We start from the raw sequence: 17,087 nt of genomic DNA on the forward strand, positions 1-17,087 counted from the left end.
CGATAAACAATGCAGAAACAATTCAGTAATAAAGTAATTTACCTTTTCGGTTTTTCCTTCAAAGAAGGGTAATAAAATGATTCAGCCCCTGGCTCCAGCCCTGTGGCCCAAATTCGGTGGTGCGAAAAACGCGGGCCGCGTCATCACGGCTGAGCGGCATTTCATGCGCATGATGGCCTTTAATCACCACGGCGTAATCAACCGCGTCCAGCATTGATAAATCATTTGGGCCATCGCCCAGCCCGATGCTGACCCCCGGCTGACCGCGTAGCTGCTGATACCGGGCAGAAAGCCATTGCACCGCCTGACCTTTACCGGCATCAGCGCCCATTACATGCCAGAAGCGACCTCCGCGCGTCAGCGCCAGGCCTTCCCGTGCCAGACATTTTTTTAAACAGGCAAAATCCAGATCATTGCCAAACCATACCAGCGGCTCGGAAGCTTCACGTTGCATGGCGAGTTCTGCAGCCTGTTCCGATAACCCGGTCCAGGCAGCAACCTGTTTCGGTGTCACATCACCAAACCCCCGAAACTCAAAATCATGATGCTGCCTCAGTTGCACCAGCGTCTGGCGGATATCACTGTAACCCGCGCCGGTGATGTGAAAAGGAGCCGTATCCGTTGTTTGCCAGCCGGAGGGCAAGTGGATAATTGCGCCGTTCTCAGCGATAAAGGGTTGATGCGTCAGGTGCAGGGCAGACTGTAGCCCTGTCACTTCGGCGGGGGTTTTACTGGTGGTTAAAATTAACGGTATCTGTGCCGTCAAAAGCTTATCCAGCCAGGGTTGTGCGGGTTGCCAACTGTAATCGTGATGGTCAAGCAGCGAGCCATCAAGGTCAGTAAAAATAATTAAAGGATCATCAAGGTAGAGCATCATTTTTCCTCAATTATGGTTGGGGATCGGACGTTAATCTTTGTCGATTTATTTCTGCCCCAGCAGCTAAGTATAGATATAAAAATGAGTTTTACCGGCTGACGCGACATTTCCGGAATCATTACCCGGCAACATCGCGAGGCTCGCGACTTTACCCGCAGGGGGTTTACAGGGATAATTTGGTGCAGTCACACCGCTGAAAAAGAGGTAAGCAGATGAGCGAAGATGATGATTTATTCAGTCAGGAAATGGCAGGTGTAGAGCCTCTGGCATCGGATAAACGGGTGGTCTACCTCAAAAACGCAGCCGCAGGGAACAAGGTGAATACCGATCCCGTCAATGAGGTTCGTGAGAACCCGCTGACCACCGGATTTCTCAATATTCAGCCCTATGATGAGCCTCTTGAATACAAACACGATGGTGTACAGCAAGGGGTGTTAGATAAACTCCGGCAGGGAAAATATCCGCTGGAGGCCAGCCTGAACCTGTTGCGTAAACCCGTTGAGCAGTGCCGTCAGGAACTGTTCACTTTTTTTTGTCAGGCGCAGGCCGAAAATTTACGCACCTTGCTGATCATTCACGGGCGTGGCCGTGATGACGAAAGCCATGCAAATATTGTACGCAGCTATATCGCGAAATGGCTGAAACAACTGGATGATGTTCAGGCATTTTGTGTCGCCATACAAAAAGATGGTGGAGCCGGAGCCTGCTATGTGGCGCTGAAGAAAAGCGCACAGGCAAAGCAGGAAAACTGGGAGCGTCACGCCAAGCGCAGCCGGTAGCGATGTTTGCGCCACAGAAAATCTGTTGCGCTGTGGTTTAAGCGTTACCCCTTACTGTCCTGATACTTTTCATGCCCGGCGACGGGCGCTTAATTGAGCTATTTTTCATGTTCCCAAAACCGGTTTATTTGCGTTGCGCACTCCTCCTGTGTGGCGTCAGTATTTTATCTGCCTGCGACCGCAAGGCTTCTGAGCCACTGGTTATCGAAGGTAAAACGATGGGCACGTTTTACCGTGTCAGCCTGGCAGGCGTGGATAAAAACCGGGAAAATGCGTTGCGGGCGCAAATCGAAGCACAGCTGGCGGATGACGACCATCAGCTCTCCACCTACAAAGATGACTCCGTGCTCTCGCGTTTTAATCAGTATCAGGGCAACGTGCCACAGCCGGTCAGCGCAGGTATGGCTGATGCGGTCGTAACCTCTATCCGGATTGGCCGCCTGACCGGGGGCGCAATGGATATCACCGTCGGGCCACTGGTGAATCTGTGGGGGTTCGGGCCGGACAAACAGCCGGTGAAAACGCCGACGCCGGAACAGATTGCTGCTGCGCGTCAGCGCATCGGGCTACAGCATCTGAAAGTGATCCAGCAAAGTGACGGTCAGTATCTGCAAAAAGATTTACCGGGCATGTATGTTGATCTCTCGACCGTGGGCGAAGGGTACGCGACCGATCATCTGGCGCGTTTAATTGAAGGCAACGGTATCAGCAATTATCTGGTGTCTGTCGGCGGTGCAGTGGTTTCCCGCGGGCACAATGCTCAGGGTAAGCCGTGGCAGGTGGCGATTCAGAAACCCACGGATAAAGAAACCGCCGTGCAGGCGATTGTTGATTTGCAGGGGATGGGCATCAGCACTTCCGGTAGTTATCGTAATTACTACGAACTCGACGGCAAACGGCTATCGCATATTATTGACCCGGCGACCGGTGCACCAATCACGCATAAACTGGTTTCAGCGACGGTTATTGCGCCCACCGCGCTGGAAGCGGACGGCTGGGATACCGGCCTGATGGTACTCGGTACGCACAAGGCGCTGGCACTGGCGGAGAAACAACATCTGGCGGTGTACCTGATTACCAAAGAAGGTGATACCTTCAAAACGTATATGTCCCCGCAGTTCAAAGCCTATCTGAAAGATCCGGAGTAATGGCTCACCGCGTCCCGTGTAGTTTCTCTGCCAAAAAATCGAGAAATGCACGTAACGCCGGAGACTGACCTTTGTGGCTGGCATACAGCGCTGAAATCTCAGAGGGTGGTGTCTGCCAGTCCGGCAGAAAGCCTTTCAGCCTGCCGGTGGCTAAATCTTCCTTGCAGGCCATTTCAGGCAGCAGTGCGATACCCAGGCCGTCAACCGCTGCCTGACGCAGCACCAGCAGGTTGTTGCTGATCAACTTCGGCGTTAACGTCACTTTACGGGCGCCTTCCTGCGGGTGCGACAGCTGCCAGTGGCTGGCCGCCCACGGCGTTTTACGTACCAGCGTCGGCAGATAGCTCAGTTGATCGGCTGATGGCGGGGACGGCAGCGCGCTGATAAATGCCGGGCTGGCAACCAGAACGTAGCGGAGCATGCCCAGTGCTTTACGGTAAAGACCTGAGTCGTCCAGCGGTTCACTGTGCGAATGCAGGGTGACGTCGAAGTTTTCTTCCAGTAAATCCACCGACCGGTTGATCGCCAGAAGCTCCAGCTGAATATCGGGAAAGCGGGTCAGAAATTCTGTCATCAGCGGCGCGATGACCATTTCGGCCATCATCACGGGTGAACAAACCCGCAGAAGGCCGCGGGGGTTCTGCTGCAAATCGTCAATGACCTGCCGTGCCGCCTGCGCCTGTTGCAATAATTTCTGACATTCTATTGCGTAGCATTCACCGATGCTGGTCACCGAAAAATGGCGCGATGTGCGTTGCAGCAAACGCACGCCGAGGCGGGTTTCCAGCGCGTCAACCCGGCGGCTGAGCAGGGACTTCGACACCCCAAGCGCACGGGCGGCGGCGGTAAATCCCTGGTGTTTGACCACGGCGGCGAACAAGGCCATGTCATTGAGATCTTCATTCATCGGTAGATAACTCCGTCGTTGCAATAATGAGACGATGCGTTGCGATATTAAGTATTTTTAATTATTACGACAACGATTACCCTGTATTCATTCAACCAAACATAATGAAACAGGAAAATCGATGAAAATTTTACACCTTGATTCCAGCCCGTTCACCGACGGTTCCGTCACCCGCGAGCTGTCTGCCATGATTGTCGCCGAGCTTTGCTCACGTAACCCTGGCGCACAGGTGACGTACCGCGATCTGGGCGTCACACCGCCGCCGCATCTCTCTGCAGCGGCCATGAGCCTGCTGCACAACGCACAGGATGAAGTGATTACTCCGCAACTGCAGGCAGAACTCGACGGGATTTATCAGTCAATCGAAGAGCTGACCGCCTGTGATGTGCTGGTTATCGGCGCACCGATGTACAACCACTCAATTCCAAGCAATCTCAAAGCCTGGCTGGATCAGGTCTGCCAGAAAGGGCTGACTTTCCGCTATACGCCGCAGGGCGTGATCGGGCTGATCCCCGGCAAAACGGCATTTATTGCGTCAAGCCGTGGCGGCATATACAGCACGCCGGAAACCCTGCCGCATGATTTCCAGGAACCGTATCTGGCCTCTATTTTGGATCTGATGGGCGTGGCGGATTGCCATATCATTCGTGCCGAAGGCGTGAACCGCAAGACGATTGGCCGCGAAAAAGCGCTGGCAGAAGGGCGTGATACGCTGCTTCAGTGCCTCAGTCACTGAAGCAGCGCGGGCCGGTTTAATGTTTCGCGGCGCTGATAAGCTCAAACAATACCACCGTGCGGGATGTGCAGATGTACTCACGGCCAAATTCAAAATTATGCTCGTTGACGTCATCGGGCTGGAAGGTATCGAAAATATGCCGCCAGCTTTCGCCGTGTGCAACGGAAGGCAGCGTGAACACAACGTCTTTGTGTGAGGCGTTGAACAGCAGTAGCACGGTGCTTAACGATCCCTGGCGCAGCAAACCTGTCGGCTGTGCCCGGCCATCGAGCAACATAGCGATGCATTTGGCATGCGGGTCTTTCCAGGCCGCATCGGTCATTTCAGCCCCCTGCGGCTGGAACCAGCTGACATCTTTCACACCCAGTTTTTCATGCAGTGCGCCGGTCAGAAAACGTCCGCGATGCAAAATGGGGAAGCGCTTACGCAGGGCAATCAGACGATAAGTGAACAGCAGAATCGCCTGACCTTTTTCCTCCACATTCCAGTTTACCCAGGCAATTTCGGTGTCCTGACAGTACGCATTGTTATTGCCGTTTTGCGAGCGTGCAAACTCATCGCCGGCGAGCAGCATAGGGGTGCCTTGCGAGAACATCAGGGTTGCCAGCATATTGCGCATCTGGCGCAGCCGCAGTTCATTAATCGCAGGATCATCACTCGGCCCCTCGACACCATAGTTCGCTGAAATATTGTTATCACTGCCGTCTTTGCCATTTTCGCCGTTGGCTTCGTTGTGCTTACTGGCGTACGACACCCAGTCATTCAGCGTGAAACCGTCGTGGGCGGTAATAAAATTAACCGACGCGTAAGGTTTCCGCCCGCGATGATTGAACAGGTCCGCCGAGCCTGAAAGGCGTGTCGCAAACTGCGCCAGCTGTCCTTCGTCGCCGCGCCAGTATGTGCGCACGGTGTCACGGAAACGATCATTCCACTCCATCCATCCCGGTGGAAAACCACCAACCTGATAACCCCCGGGGCCGCAGTCCCAGGGCTCTGCAATCAGTTTGCACTGGCTGAGGATCGGATCCTGACGGCAGGTGTCCAGAAACCCGCAGCCTTCGTCAAAACCGTAACTTTCACGCCCGAGAATGGTCGCCAGATCGAACCGGAAACCATCAACCTGCATTTCGGTGGCCCAGTAGCGCAGGGAGTCGGTCACCATCTGTAATACGCGCGGGTGGCTGAGGTTGAGCGTGTTTCCGGTACCGGTATCATTGATGTAATAGCGTTTGTTATCCGGCATCAGCCGGTAATAGCTGGCGTTATCGATACCTTTGAAAGACAGCGTCGGGCCAAGTTCGTTACCTTCTGCCGTATGGTTGTAAACAACGTCCAGAATGACCTCAATGTTTGCCGCGTGAAACGTGGCAATCATCTGCTTAAATTCATTGACGGTGTGCGTCGCCATATATTGCGGGTGTGGCGCAAAGAAACTCAGTGTGTTGTAACCCCAGAAATTATGCAGCCCTTTATCCTGCAAATGGCGGTCATCGGTGAAGGCATGAACCGGCATCAGCTCGACCGACGTCACGCCCAGCGAGCGGATGTATTCTACGATGTGCGGCGTGCTCATGCCGGAAAACGTACCGCGCAAATGCTCGGGCACTGCCGGATGGCGCATGGTATAGCCACGTACATGCGTTTCATAAATCAGCGTCTTTTCCCACGGGATGTGTCTCTTGCGCGAACGCGCCCATGAAAACGCCGGGTCGATAACGCGGCATTTGGGCAGAAACTCTGCGCTGTCGCGGTTATCAATATGCAGGTCTTTCTTCGGGCTTTGCATGTCATAAGCGAACAGGGCATCGTCCCATTTCAGTTCGCCGACAATCTGTTTGGCGTAAGGATCAAGCAGCAGTTTGGCGGGGTTAAAGCGATGACCGTCGTGCGGGGCGTAAGGGCCATGAACGCGATAGGCATAAAGCAAGCCGGGGCGGGCATCCGGCAGATAGCCATGCCAGACCTCGTCGGTATATTCCGGCAGTTCGATCACGTCGAACTGTTCGCCATTTTCATTGAACAGGCACAATTCCACTTTAGTGGCGTTAGCGGAAAAGAGGGCGAAGTTTACGCCCAGCCCGTCCCAGGTCGCGCCCAGAGGCACCGGTAATCCTTCACGCACCCGCGTGGTGTGCCCGGAATCAAAGCTGCGGACAATTTCGCCCTCACTGTAGGGATGAATAATACGCACGCCAAATTCGTCTACGGCGATATCGACCTGTGTGTGGGATGGGATCGGATGAACGTCTTCCGTTTTTGCAGCGGGTTTACTTATTTTACCTGACCGGGCCTTTGCCATACTCGACTTTGCTCCATTTCAGTGAAATCTGACAAAAAATGCGAAAGCATGCTATCTGCGCAGCACAGACCATATCAACGAGTGTAGACCGGACTTGGGAACTTCACTCGGAAACCGCCGAAAAGCTGTACAAGCTGGGGGGCATCGCCGATAGTGAAAACGAAAAAAATTAGCCTGCAAGTTATTATGACTCTTCATCCAAAGGAACCCTCATGACCATCGCGTTACTCAGCCATGTTGAACTTGATGCTGGCTACCCTGACCGGTTAGAAGCCGCCGGGTATTCCCTGCATTTCGCCACCACGCCGGAACAACGTGTCAACCTTGATCCGCAAATCGCCCGGACAATTCGCGCCATCCTGACCATCGGCACAATCGGAGTGAGTGCAGCGGAAATCGCCGCATTGCCTGCGCTGGAAATCATCTGTGCGCAAGGGGTTGGCTTTGAACATATCGACACGGTGGCGGCAAAGCAGCGCGGTATTCAGGTGACGCACGGGCCGGGCACTAACAGCTCTTCGGTGGTGGATCATACGCTGGCATTGATGCTGGCGATTACCCGTCGAATTCCACAGTTTGATGCCGCCGTTCGTGCCGGAGAATGGAAAAAAACGCGCTGGAACGTGGACGGAATGTCAGGCAAACGGCTTGGGATTATCGGGCTGGGAAACATCGGTGCGCAGATTGCACGCCGCGCGGCTGGCGGGTTTGACATGGAAGTGGGGTATCACAACCGTCGTCCGCAGGAAAACAGCCCGTACCATTATTTCGACAGCGTTGCCGGGCTGGCCGCCTGGGCTGATTATCTTGTCGTCGCCACACCTGGCGGTGCTAATACCACGCGGCTGGTGAATGCGGAGGTTTTGAAAGCGCTGGGGGAAAGCGGTTATCTGATTAATATTTCGCGGGGCAGCGTGGTAGACAGCGATGCGCTGATCGCCAGCCTGCAACGTCGTGAAATCGCCGGTGCCGCATTGGACGTGGTGGACGGAGAACCGAAAGTCCCTGCAGAAATGCTGGCGCTGGATAATCTGGTGCTGACCCCGCATGTTGCCGGACGCTCGCCGGAGTCGGTGGAGAACATGATGACGCTGGTGTTATCAAACCTCGGGGCACACTTTTCCGGAAAACCGGTGATGACGCCGGTGCCTGAATAATTTTTTCGCTGATATTAATATGATGTTTTAAAACGCCACTCGCTGGCGTTTTTTTATGGTGGCGAAATGCAGAGCGCTTCCACCTATAGTCATAAAAAGCATAAGTAACCGTTTTTTCGTATTTGTCTGGCATAGCAACAGATCGTAACAATAGGGTTTTCGGTAAGCTAAGAGGCAGACAGCGGTGAACTTTCAACAACTCAAAATTATACGGGAATCAGCACGGTGCAATTATAACCTGACTGAAGTCTCGAACATGCTATTCACATCGCAGTCGGGCGTCAGCCGCCATATCCGTGAACTGGAAGATGAACTGGGCGTAGAGATCTTTATCCGCCGTGGAAAGCGCTTACTGGGGCTGACGGAGCCGGGTAAAGAGTTGCTGGCAGTTGCCGAGCGGATCCTCAATGAAGCGCAAAACATCCGTCGTCTGGCCGACGTTTTTTCAAAAGAAGACGCGGGTGTGCTGACTATTGCGACCACGCATACGCAGGCGCGTTACAGCCTGCCGAAAGTGATCAAAGCCTTCCGGGCGATTTATCCGGGCGTGCGGCTGGAACTTCATCAGGGCTCGCCCCAGGAAGTGCTGGCCATGCTGCTGAGCGGGCAGGCGGATGTGGGGATCGCCAGTGAAAAGCTGATGAATGATCCCTCTGTGGCTGCGTTTACATATTACCGGTGGCATCACGCAGTTGTCGTGCCACCGGGACACCCGCTGACGTTGCAACATCCGCTGACGTTGCAGCACCTCAGCGAACAGCCGCTGATCACCTATCGTCAGGGGATTACCGGGCGCTCGCGTCTGGATGATGCGTTCACCCGTGCGGCGCTCAACGCGGATATTGTTCTCAGCGCGCAGGATTCAGACGTGATTAAAACGTATGTAGAGCTGGGATTAGGCGTCGGGATCCTGGCGGATAAAGCCTATGATCCTGTCCGTGATACTGGCCTTCAGCTGATTAATGCCGAGCATTTATTTGAAGGTAATACGGTCTGGCTGGGGCTTAAAAAAGCGCAACTGCAGAGAAACTACGTGTGGCGATTTATCGAATTATGTAATCCGGGGTTATCCGTGAACGACATCAAGGAGAAGGTGTTTGCGGTGGGGGATGAGCCGGTGATCGACTATCAAATTTGAGTGTATGAGGCGTTATACGGACGCCTCATCACTTCAACTTTTCAGAGGTTACAACCGTTTTCACGGCACCAGTACGATTTTCCCGACGTTCAGGCCGTCTTCCATACGTTTATGCGCGGCTGCGGCGTCGGCGAGCGGGAATACGCTGTCGATAATGGGCGTCAGGCCATCTTCGCCGAAATGCGCTAACCAGCGTTCTTTAAAGCGGCGGGACATGTCGTGTTTGACCTCCTGCGTGCGGGATTTCATTACTGTGCCAATAATCTGCAAATGGCGGTACAGCAGGCGATCCAGCGGGATTTTTGCATTTTCTATGCCGCCCATAATCCCTATCTGAACCAGCCTGCCACCGAAGTTGAGCGCGTTAACGTTGCGTTCAAAGTACGGCGCCCCGATGAAGTCGAGAATAACGTCCACGCCGCGGCCACCGGTCAGGCGGGAAACTTCTTCTGCAAAATCTTCATTCACGTAATCAATCGCGTGGTCGGCACCCATACGGCGGACCAGTTCGTGGGCGGATGCCTGTGCGGTGGTGATCACCGTTGCACCAAGGGCGTGAGCGAGTTGTACCGCTGCGCCGCCTACACCTCCTGCTCCGGCGTGGATCAAAACGGTTTCGCCGGTTTGCAGTTTGCCCAGATGAATCAGCGCCTCATTGGCGGTGACAAAAACTTCAGTAACCGCGGCGGCATGAATGTAGTCCAGGCCTTCAGGAACGGGCATTGCCATACGGTAATCAATACGGGAAATTTCCGCGTAAGCACCACCGCCGACGATCCCCATCACGCGGTCTCCCACGGCGTAGCCCTGCACTTTTTCGCCGATGGCAATGACATCACCGGCAATTTCCAGACCCATGATCGTGGAATCCCCAAAGTCTGGCCGTCCGTAACCGCCTTTACGGTGCGTGAGGTCAGCGCGGTTAACGCCTGCCGCGCGGGTGCGGACGAGCAGGTCGTAAGGGCGAACTTCCGGTACGGGAGTTTCGCTGAGTTTCAGGACATCTGCTGCGCCGAACTGGTCAAAAGTGATCGCTTTCATACTGTGTTATCTCCAAAAAATTGAAAAAGGTCGCCGCCGGGCGTAATGCAAAAACCCGGCGGCGGGAAATCAGGCGGTCTGGTCGTCCGCAAGCGTGGCGTTGGCATAAGCGGACGCCGTGATTGCTGCCGGGAAACCGGCGTAAAACGCCAGATGCGTGATGACTTCGCTCAGTTCGGCCTGAGTCAGGCCATTCTCAATACCACGACGCAGATGAGCGGGCAGTTCGTTAGCATGATTCAGCGCAATCAGGCAGGCGATGGTGATCAGGCTGCGGTCACGCGGTGCCAGGCTGGCATCCGCCCAGACATCCGAATACAACGGCTGCTCGACAAAATCCGCCAGTTTTGGTGTGAAAGGGCGAGCCGCCGCGCGAGGGCTGGTGAAATCGATTGTTTTCATGATGTTTTCCTTTTTGTTATTAACTCAGATCTGGCTGATGAATTTGTTTGTCAGGTAATGACCAATGCCCTCGGTACCGCCTTCGGAGCCGTGGCCGCTCTCTTTCATGCCGCCGAACGGCAGTTCGGTGGCAATAATCCGGTACTGGTTGATGCCGATCATGCCCGCTTCCAGACGGTCGCCGACATCAATGGCGGTGCGTGCATCGCGGGTAAAGGCATAAGCGGAAAGGGCGTATGGCAGGCGGTTTGCCTCAGCGAGCCCGTCTTCTTGCGTGTCGAACGGGCGCATGACGGCTATCGGGCCAAACGGCTCTTCATGCATGATACGGGCAGTCATCGGGACGTCGGCAAGCACGGTGGGTTCGAAGAAAAAGCCCGGCCTGTCGATACGTTTGCCGCCGGTCAGCACTTTCGCGCCTTGTGCGACGGCATCGGCGACCAGCGACGCCATTTTGTCCAGCTGGCGCTGACTGGCTAACGGCCCGACCTGCGTCCCTTCTTCCAGACCGTCGCCGATGATTAATTTTTCGGTGGCCGCGACAAACAGCTCAACAAAGCGGTCATACGCGTCGCGCTGGATCAGGAAACGGGTGGATGAGATGCAAATCTGGCCCGTTCCGCGGAAACGGTTGGCTGCGCCGCCTGTCGCTGCTGCTTCGATGTCAGCATCTTCAAAGACCAGTACCGGGCCGTGGCCGCCGAGTTCGAGGGTGATCGGCTTGACGCCTGCGGCGGCGCGTTCTGAAAGCAGACGTCCGACGGGGATTGAACCGGTGAATGCGACTTTGCGGATAACCGGCGAGGCAATCAGTTTGGCGGAGACTTTATCCGGCACGCCGAAGACAATCTGAAGTACGCCTTTTGGCAGACCTGCGTCGTCGAGGCAGCGGGCAAGCGCCAGCGCGGTGGCCGGGCTTTCTTCACCGGGTTTGAGAATGACGCTGCAACCGGCGGCCAGCGCGGCAGAAAGTTTACGGGCCGGGGTGATCGCCGGGAAATTCCAAGGAGTAAATGCGGCGACCGGGCCGATGGCCTGTTTTTTTACCATCTGCAATACACCGGGGCGATTTGCCGGTACGACGCGACCGTTGATGCGACGTGCCTCCTCGGCGAACCATTCGAAGTATTCTGCGGCGCGCAGAACTTCATCGCGGCTTTCGGCCAGCGGTTTGCCTTCTTCGAGCGTCATTAATGTGGCGATGTGTTCAGCGCGTTCACGCATCAGTGCGGCGGCATTTTTCATTATCCGGGCGCGTTCAGCCGGAACCGTGTTACGCCAGATTTCAAAGCTGTCGCGTGCAACATCGAGCGCCAGATCCAAATCTGCGTCGGTTGCCAGCGGCAATCTGCCGAGCGTTGTGCCGTTAGCCGGGTTGATGACGGCCACGGTATCGCGGTCGCCAGCCGTCACATTTGTGCCATTGATGAACAGGTAAAGCGGGTCGTAAGTGAAAGTTTTCATGTTCTTCTTCTCCGGGTTAATCGTGTCTGTAGACTTGCTGTGAGAAGAATATTAGGGTGAGAGCGCATGGCTGATAAGACAGATTCTCCCCACAACCGCTATGCAAGGAATGCACAAATGCAATCAGAAAAATTCGCGGAGTTCCTGGGTGTTTTCGTTGATGTGGCGCGTGAGAACAGTTTCTCCGGTGCCGGACGGCGGCGGGGGCGCACGCCATCGTCCATCGGGCGTCAGATTGATGCGCTGGAGGATTATCTTGATACGCCGCTGTTTTTGCGTTCGACCCGGCATCTGACGCTGACCGACGCGGGCGAAGCGTTGCTGATCCGCGCCAGACAAATTCTTGATTCACTGGCCGATGCCCGGCAGGAGCTGGCGTCAATGAAAGGCGCCGTCACCGGTATTCTGCGCATTGCCTGTTACCCGACATTTGGCAAACGTTATGTATTACCGGCGATGGCGCAGCTTTCGCGTTTGCACCCGGAGTTACGGCTGGAGCTGGATCTGACCGAACGTCTGGCTGACCCGGTAGCTGAACGGCTGGATCTGGTGATCCGTATCGGGGATATAGCGGACAGCACGCTGATCGGCAGCCGCATTGCTGTACAAAAGCGGGTGTTATGCGCCAGCCCCGTATATCTGGAACAGGCAGGAGTGCCCGCTTCGCAGGCGGATATGGTCACACATCGTCTGATCGACAAGCTCCACGGTTCCGACTTGTTGGGTTGGTCGGATGTGCTCGGGCACCCGACCCGCGTCGCCAGCCTTCCGCCGGTATTTGGCTGTGATGATTTCGAAGGTATGCGGCAGGCCGCAGTGGAAGGATTCGGTATCGCGTGGCTCCCGGATTGGGTGGTCGGGCAGGATGTAAAAGCAGGGCTGTTGCGGCAGATTTCGCCGGTGTGGTCGTCGCAGGCGCAGGCCATGACCGATATTCACGCCCTGCGGGCGCTGAGGCATCCGCCCGCGAGAGTCACCGAGTTTCTCAATGTATTGAGGGGTTATATAGGGAACCCGGCGATATGGGAGGTTGAGTGATGGATGTCTTTTAAATTCAAGTTCAAGGTCGTGGGCGTCGGCCCACACCGACTTGGGGGGCGGCCTATCGCCGCCACCCCCCAAGACCCCCCGGGCTCTTTCACTGCGCGCTGCCGCTCGCTGGCTATGTTTCAGTTACGACCGCTATTGCCGCGAAAACTTGCCGCTGCGCGGTTCCTTCGTTTCGGTCTTCGAGCCCACGGTCTCGAAACTCTCACTCAGCAAGCTTTCTGAAAGCGGCTGGAGGCTTATTTAAATTCAACGGCATTTTTGACATTTTTGAATAACAATCAGCAGTGAGGTTTTGAACTAAAAAGCTCATGGCCGCTTTCAAAACGACGTCGAGTGAGTGGTGAGAAACAGCGAGAGTCTTTTTTCGAGCAGGTTCGAACCCGAGGCGAGAGAACCGCGAAGCGGCGGCGTTTGCGGCACTAGCGGGCGTTTCTGAAACATAGCCAGCGAGCGATAGCGCGCAGTTAAAGAGCCCGGGATTTTCAAGGGGTGCGGCGATAGGCGCCCCTTGAAGCCGGTTTGGGTGGCAACCCAAGGTTTTGACCTTAAAGTCCCCAAGGTTTTGACCTTAAAGCTCCCAAGGTTTTGACCTTAAAACCCCAAGGTCCTGACCTGAGCGATCACTGCAAGTGAAAAACCGCCAGATGTCCGGTCTGACATCAGATCCCCGCTAGATACCCTCCATCCACATATAACACCTGTCCGGTGATATACCGCGCCGCCTCGCTGCTTAAAAACACTGCCGCACCGGTCAGGTCGTCGAGTTCTCCGAAACGTCCGAGCGGGATTTTCCCCTGCATTTGCTGGCACCAGTCGGCGTTTTCGTAAAACTCAGCCGTCAGGTCGGTTTTGAAATACCCCGGGCCGATGCCGTTAACGCGGATGTTTTTCGCGGCCCATTCCGTTGCCAGCGTGCGGGTCAGACCGGCCATGGCGGACTTCGATGCGCCGTAAGCTGCGGCACCCGGAACGCCGACCTGGCTGGTGAGCGAGCAGAGGTTGAGGATACTGCCGCCGCCGTTTTCGGCCATCAGCCGTGCGGCGGCCTGCGCGCAGAAAAACGCGCCTTTGAGGTTGGTGGTGAGAATGGTGTCCCAGAGCGCTTCGTCAACGTCCATCGACGGGCAAAGGTGTTCAGTTCCGGCGTTGTTGACCAGCACATCAGGCGGTGCGGGCAGGGAAGCCAGCGCGGCGGCGAAGGTGGCGGGTTGCGTGACGTCGAGCACCAGCGGAAAAGCCTCCGCGCCAAGTTGACGGATTTCCCCGCAGACGGCGGTTATCGTGACGTTGTCACGCCCGCTGACGATCACGCTGGCACCGGCTTTTGCCATGCCGATCGCCAGCGCTTTACCGATGCCGCGTGAGCTGCCGGTGATCAGCACCCGTTTGCCTTGCAGCGAGAACTGATCAGTCATTAGCTTTCTCCGCCGGGCTGATCCCGGCCAGCCACTGGCTGAATTCGTCGAGATCTTCTACCGGCTGGCTGCCCAGCATGACGGACATCGCCAGACCGAGGGCGGAGCTGGTGGGGGTATGCCCGCTGAAACCGCCTGCGCGGAGATCCAGAACCAGCGTCGGGCAGCAGAACATGGCGAGGCGGAAAATCCGCTGCCAGTGCGGGGGCAGCCAGCCACGACGGGCGAGCTGGGCCAGTAACGGCTGCCAGTATTCCTCGCCTTTGTCGCGCAGGAAGGCGGCGCGCAGCGGCGTCAGCTGCCAGTTGTGATCGACATACAGCGTATCGCCGCGGCGCATCACCGTGACTTTGTACAGTTCGCCGCAGCGCGCGGGTTCGTACAACCACAGCGGATGCGCAAAAATGTTGTGAAAGGTGGCTTTGATTTCCGCCAGCAGCGCCGGAATGTTGCGCCCGGCGAACGCGGGGTCGAAACTTACCAGTTGCGGGATTTCATCGGACGTGTCGTACCAGACGTTGGCGTTGTGCGCGTCGCCGTGTGCGGTGATGACGCCGTGATCGGCCAGTGCGGCGGGCGCGAGGCGCGTTCCCGCTTCGGCGAATAATTGCCGCAAGCTGTGTTCATACGCCACACCGTTGATGACCCAGCGCAGGTTGCTCAGCGTTTGCCATTCCAGCTGTTCGTCTTCGAGCTGGAAGGTTTTACCGACGTAAAAACGCGCGACGCGGCCACCGAAACCGGCGGGGATCTCCGGGTTTTCCGGGGAAACCAGCCTGTGATGGAACAGCTGGTGAATGGGTTCTGCGGAAACGGCGTCGACCGAACCGGCTTTCAGCGTCGGTAACGTATAGGTGAGGATATCGCGGTCAGCGCGGCGCTGGGCTTCTTCGATTTCGGCTTCTTGATCCCACGCCTGCTGCTGTTCGATATCGCGGCAGACATCCGCCATGCGCCGGTCGTGGCGCAGGGTATACATCAGAATCTGCCGCCCCGGTTCGCCGCAGGCATACACCGGCACATCAACCCGAAAGCCGCTTTCACGCAGCAATTCGGCGTTGTAATACTCTTCGATGGTTTTATCTTCGCCTTCTTCATTGTGATATTTGAAGAACAGGGCGCGGCCATCGTCGAGCGTCACCGTACCGTTGAGGGAATTCAGGCTGTACTGGTCACGGTTGATGGTCAGCTGACCGGCCTTCACGCCGGTGACTTCGCCAATCAGCTGGCGCAGCGCATCCGCCGCTTTTTGCCATTTTCCCGCGTGGACTAACTGACGCGCCTGCGCGGCCAGCGGTTCACTGCCCGTCAAATTGCTCATCGTTATTGGCCTTTCTTGTTGAGGATCTCAGTGCGTAATGCCGATACCGCCAGCGCGTGGCCGGGGAAGCCCTCGTACAGTGCGAACGCGTGGGCTTTTTCAGCCAGCGGCGCGTAGCCTTCGCGGGTCACGTAGCCGACTGAAATGCGTTTCATGTAATCGAAAACGGACAGCGGGCCGACGGTTTTCGCCGCGCCGTTGGTGGGCAGGACGGCGTTCGGGCCGAGCACGAAATTCCCCAATGTGATCGGCGTGTAGTTGCCGAGCAGGATTTCTCCGGCGTTGCGGATTTTGCCCATCACGGCCATCGGTTCTTCGGCAAGGATTTCCAGATGTTCCGGCGCGTACTGGTTAACAAATTCAACCGCAGTGTCGAAATCGGGCGTCAGCACCACGCCGCCGTGCGTACCGCATAACACAGCCTGCGAGAAACCGGCGCGCTTTTCGCCGATTTGCGCCCAGTAGCCGGGCAAGGCGGCAATGGCTTCTTCGGCCACGCGGCGGCTGTTTGTTACCAGATAAGCCGAGGAATCCGGCCCGTGTTCGGATTCTATAATGAGATCTAAGGCCGCCAGCGCGCCGTCCACGCTGTCATCGGCCAGAATTAAGCTTTCGCTGGGCCCGGCGGGAATGCCCGGATCGATAAGGTTTGATAACTGGCGTTTAGCCGCCACAACCCAGGGGCTGCCCGGCCCGACGATTTTCAGGCATTTCGGCACGGTTTCGGTGCCGAATGCCACGGCCGCCACGCCCTGTGCGCCGCCGCATTTATACACTTCGGTGATGCCCACCAGCCTTGCGGCGACCAGCGTGGCGTCGTCGACTTTGCCGTCCGGCCCCGGCGGGGTGATGACAATGGCGCGTTTGACGCCAGCCACCACCGCCGGGATCGTGGTCATCAGAAAAACGCTGGGGAACGAGCCCTTGCCGCGCGGCACGTAGCAGGCGACGGAGTCAATTGGCACATGGCGGTCACCGGCAAATGCGCCGGGGCGGATTTCTTTCATCCACATGTCTTCGGGTTTCTGCGCTTCGTGGAATGCGCGGATGTTTTCAACCGAGAAACGGATGGATTCGATAACCTGCGGATCAAGACGTTCAAACGCCGTGGCGAACTCGGAATCTTCCGCCATGATGCTCATCTCCGGCGCGGTGACCGCGTCGAAATCGCGGGCAAAGCGTTGCAGGGCGGCGTCGCCTTCGGTGCGTACGGCGTCGATAATCGGTGCCACACGCTCAATGAAAAAGGATAAATCCGCTTCTGTGCGCTGGAATAATGCCGGTGGCAGGTCGGTCGAATCGCTCAGGTCATGAAAAGTCACAGCTTGAAAAGGTGCAGACATGGTAAATCTC

The 17,087-nt window shown here is 56.3% G+C and carries 15 protein-coding genes; 6 read left to right on the forward strand and 9 right to left on the reverse strand.

Annotated features, from left to right (window positions below):
* Nucleotides 1–58: 58 nt before the first annotated feature.
* Nucleotides 59–874 (reverse strand): mannosyl-3-phosphoglycerate phosphatase-related protein, encoded by an 816-nt coding sequence (locus CWS43_RS24040; protein WP_101079680.1) that lies wholly within the window; start codon nucleotides 872–874, stop codon nucleotides 59–61.
* 215 nt (nucleotides 875–1,089) lie between these two features.
* On the opposite strand from CWS43_RS24040, the gene smrA reads away from it, so the two are divergent.
* On the forward strand, nucleotides 1,090–1,656 hold the full coding sequence (smrA, locus tag CWS43_RS24045) for a DNA endonuclease SmrA (RefSeq protein WP_101079681.1): 567 nt from the start codon (nucleotides 1,090–1,092) through the stop codon (nucleotides 1,654–1,656).
* 107 nt (nucleotides 1,657–1,763) lie between these two features.
* Complete coding sequence (gene apbE, locus CWS43_RS24050) at nucleotides 1,764–2,804, forward strand: FAD:protein FMN transferase ApbE (RefSeq protein WP_101079750.1); 1,041 nt, start codon at nucleotides 1,764–1,766, stop codon at nucleotides 2,802–2,804.
* 4 nt (nucleotides 2,805–2,808) lie between these two features.
* Here the strand turns inward: apbE and CWS43_RS24055 are convergent, their stop codons facing one another.
* Entirely contained in the window at nucleotides 2,809–3,711 is a 903-nt protein-coding gene (locus CWS43_RS24055) for a LysR substrate-binding domain-containing protein (protein WP_101079682.1), read from the reverse strand.
* 121 nt (nucleotides 3,712–3,832) lie between these two features.
* Between CWS43_RS24055 and CWS43_RS24060 the strand changes: the two genes are divergently transcribed.
* Nucleotides 3,833–4,447: an FMN-dependent NADH-azoreductase gene (locus tag CWS43_RS24060; RefSeq protein WP_101079683.1), complete on the forward strand. Its 615-nt coding sequence runs from the start codon at nucleotides 3,833–3,835 to the stop codon at nucleotides 4,445–4,447.
* Between the two features lie 16 nt (nucleotides 4,448–4,463).
* Here the strand turns inward: CWS43_RS24060 and glgX are convergent, their stop codons facing one another.
* Nucleotides 4,464–6,746, reverse strand: a complete 2,283-nt coding sequence (glgX, locus tag CWS43_RS24065; RefSeq protein WP_101079684.1) for a glycogen debranching protein GlgX — start codon at nucleotides 6,744–6,746, stop codon at nucleotides 4,464–4,466.
* 212 nt (nucleotides 6,747–6,958) lie between these two features.
* Here glgX and CWS43_RS24070 point away from each other — a divergent pair, with 212 nt between their 5' ends.
* Together CWS43_RS24070 and cbl are read left to right on the forward strand one after the other, a co-directional pair.
* On the forward strand, nucleotides 6,959–7,903 hold the full coding sequence (locus CWS43_RS24070) for a 2-hydroxyacid dehydrogenase (protein WP_101079685.1): 945 nt from the start codon (nucleotides 6,959–6,961) through the stop codon (nucleotides 7,901–7,903).
* A 184-nt stretch (nucleotides 7,904–8,087) separates the two neighbouring features.
* Nucleotides 8,088–9,041: an HTH-type transcriptional regulator Cbl gene (gene cbl / locus CWS43_RS24075; protein WP_101079686.1), complete on the forward strand. Its 954-nt coding sequence runs from the start codon at nucleotides 8,088–8,090 to the stop codon at nucleotides 9,039–9,041.
* 60 nt (nucleotides 9,042–9,101) lie between these two features.
* Here cbl and CWS43_RS24080 read toward each other — a convergent pair whose 3' ends face one another.
* The 3 genes from CWS43_RS24080 to CWS43_RS24090 all read right to left on the reverse strand — a co-directional run bounded on the left by CWS43_RS24080 (nucleotide 9,102) and on the right by CWS43_RS24090 (nucleotide 11,948).
* Complete coding sequence (locus tag CWS43_RS24080) at nucleotides 9,102–10,082, reverse strand: NAD(P)H-quinone oxidoreductase (RefSeq protein ID WP_101079687.1); 981 nt, start codon at nucleotides 10,080–10,082, stop codon at nucleotides 9,102–9,104.
* Between the two features lie 69 nt (nucleotides 10,083–10,151).
* The gene (locus CWS43_RS24085) at nucleotides 10,152–10,484 is read right to left on the reverse strand and encodes a carboxymuconolactone decarboxylase family protein (protein WP_101079688.1); all 333 of its coding nucleotides are present in this window, start codon (nucleotides 10,482–10,484) and stop codon (nucleotides 10,152–10,154) included.
* Nucleotides 10,485–10,508: 24 nt separating this feature from the next.
* Nucleotides 10,509–11,948, reverse strand: coding sequence for an NAD-dependent succinate-semialdehyde dehydrogenase (locus CWS43_RS24090; RefSeq protein ID WP_101079689.1), 1,440 nt, complete (start codon nucleotides 11,946–11,948; stop codon nucleotides 10,509–10,511).
* A 117-nt stretch (nucleotides 11,949–12,065) separates the two neighbouring features.
* Between CWS43_RS24090 and CWS43_RS24095 the strand changes: the two genes are divergently transcribed.
* Entirely contained in the window at nucleotides 12,066–12,986 is a 921-nt protein-coding gene (locus tag CWS43_RS24095; protein ID WP_101079690.1) for a LysR family transcriptional regulator, read from the forward strand.
* Between the two features lie 671 nt (nucleotides 12,987–13,657).
* Here CWS43_RS24095 and CWS43_RS24100 read toward each other — a convergent pair.
* From CWS43_RS24100 to hisD, 3 genes are read right to left on the reverse strand one after another with little or no spacing between them, the layout of a single operon-like run.
* Nucleotides 13,658–14,413, reverse strand: coding sequence for an SDR family NAD(P)-dependent oxidoreductase (locus tag CWS43_RS24100; protein WP_101079691.1), 756 nt, complete (start codon nucleotides 14,411–14,413; stop codon nucleotides 13,658–13,660).
* A complete protein-coding gene (locus tag CWS43_RS24105) occupies nucleotides 14,406–15,734 on the reverse strand; it encodes a hypothetical protein (RefSeq protein WP_101079692.1) in 1,329 nt (442 codons plus the stop codon). The genes CWS43_RS24100 and CWS43_RS24105 overlap by 8 nt, the downstream gene beginning before the upstream one ends.
* Nucleotides 15,735–15,736: 2 nt before the next feature.
* A complete protein-coding gene (gene hisD, locus CWS43_RS24110) occupies nucleotides 15,737–17,077 on the reverse strand; it encodes a histidinol dehydrogenase (RefSeq protein ID WP_101079693.1) in 1,341 nt (446 codons plus the stop codon).
* Nucleotides 17,078–17,087 lie beyond the last annotated feature (10 nt).

It is taken from the genome of Rahnella sp. AA (genome assembly GCF_002834385.1).
Classification (GTDB): Bacteria; Pseudomonadota; Gammaproteobacteria; order Enterobacterales; family Enterobacteriaceae; genus Rahnella.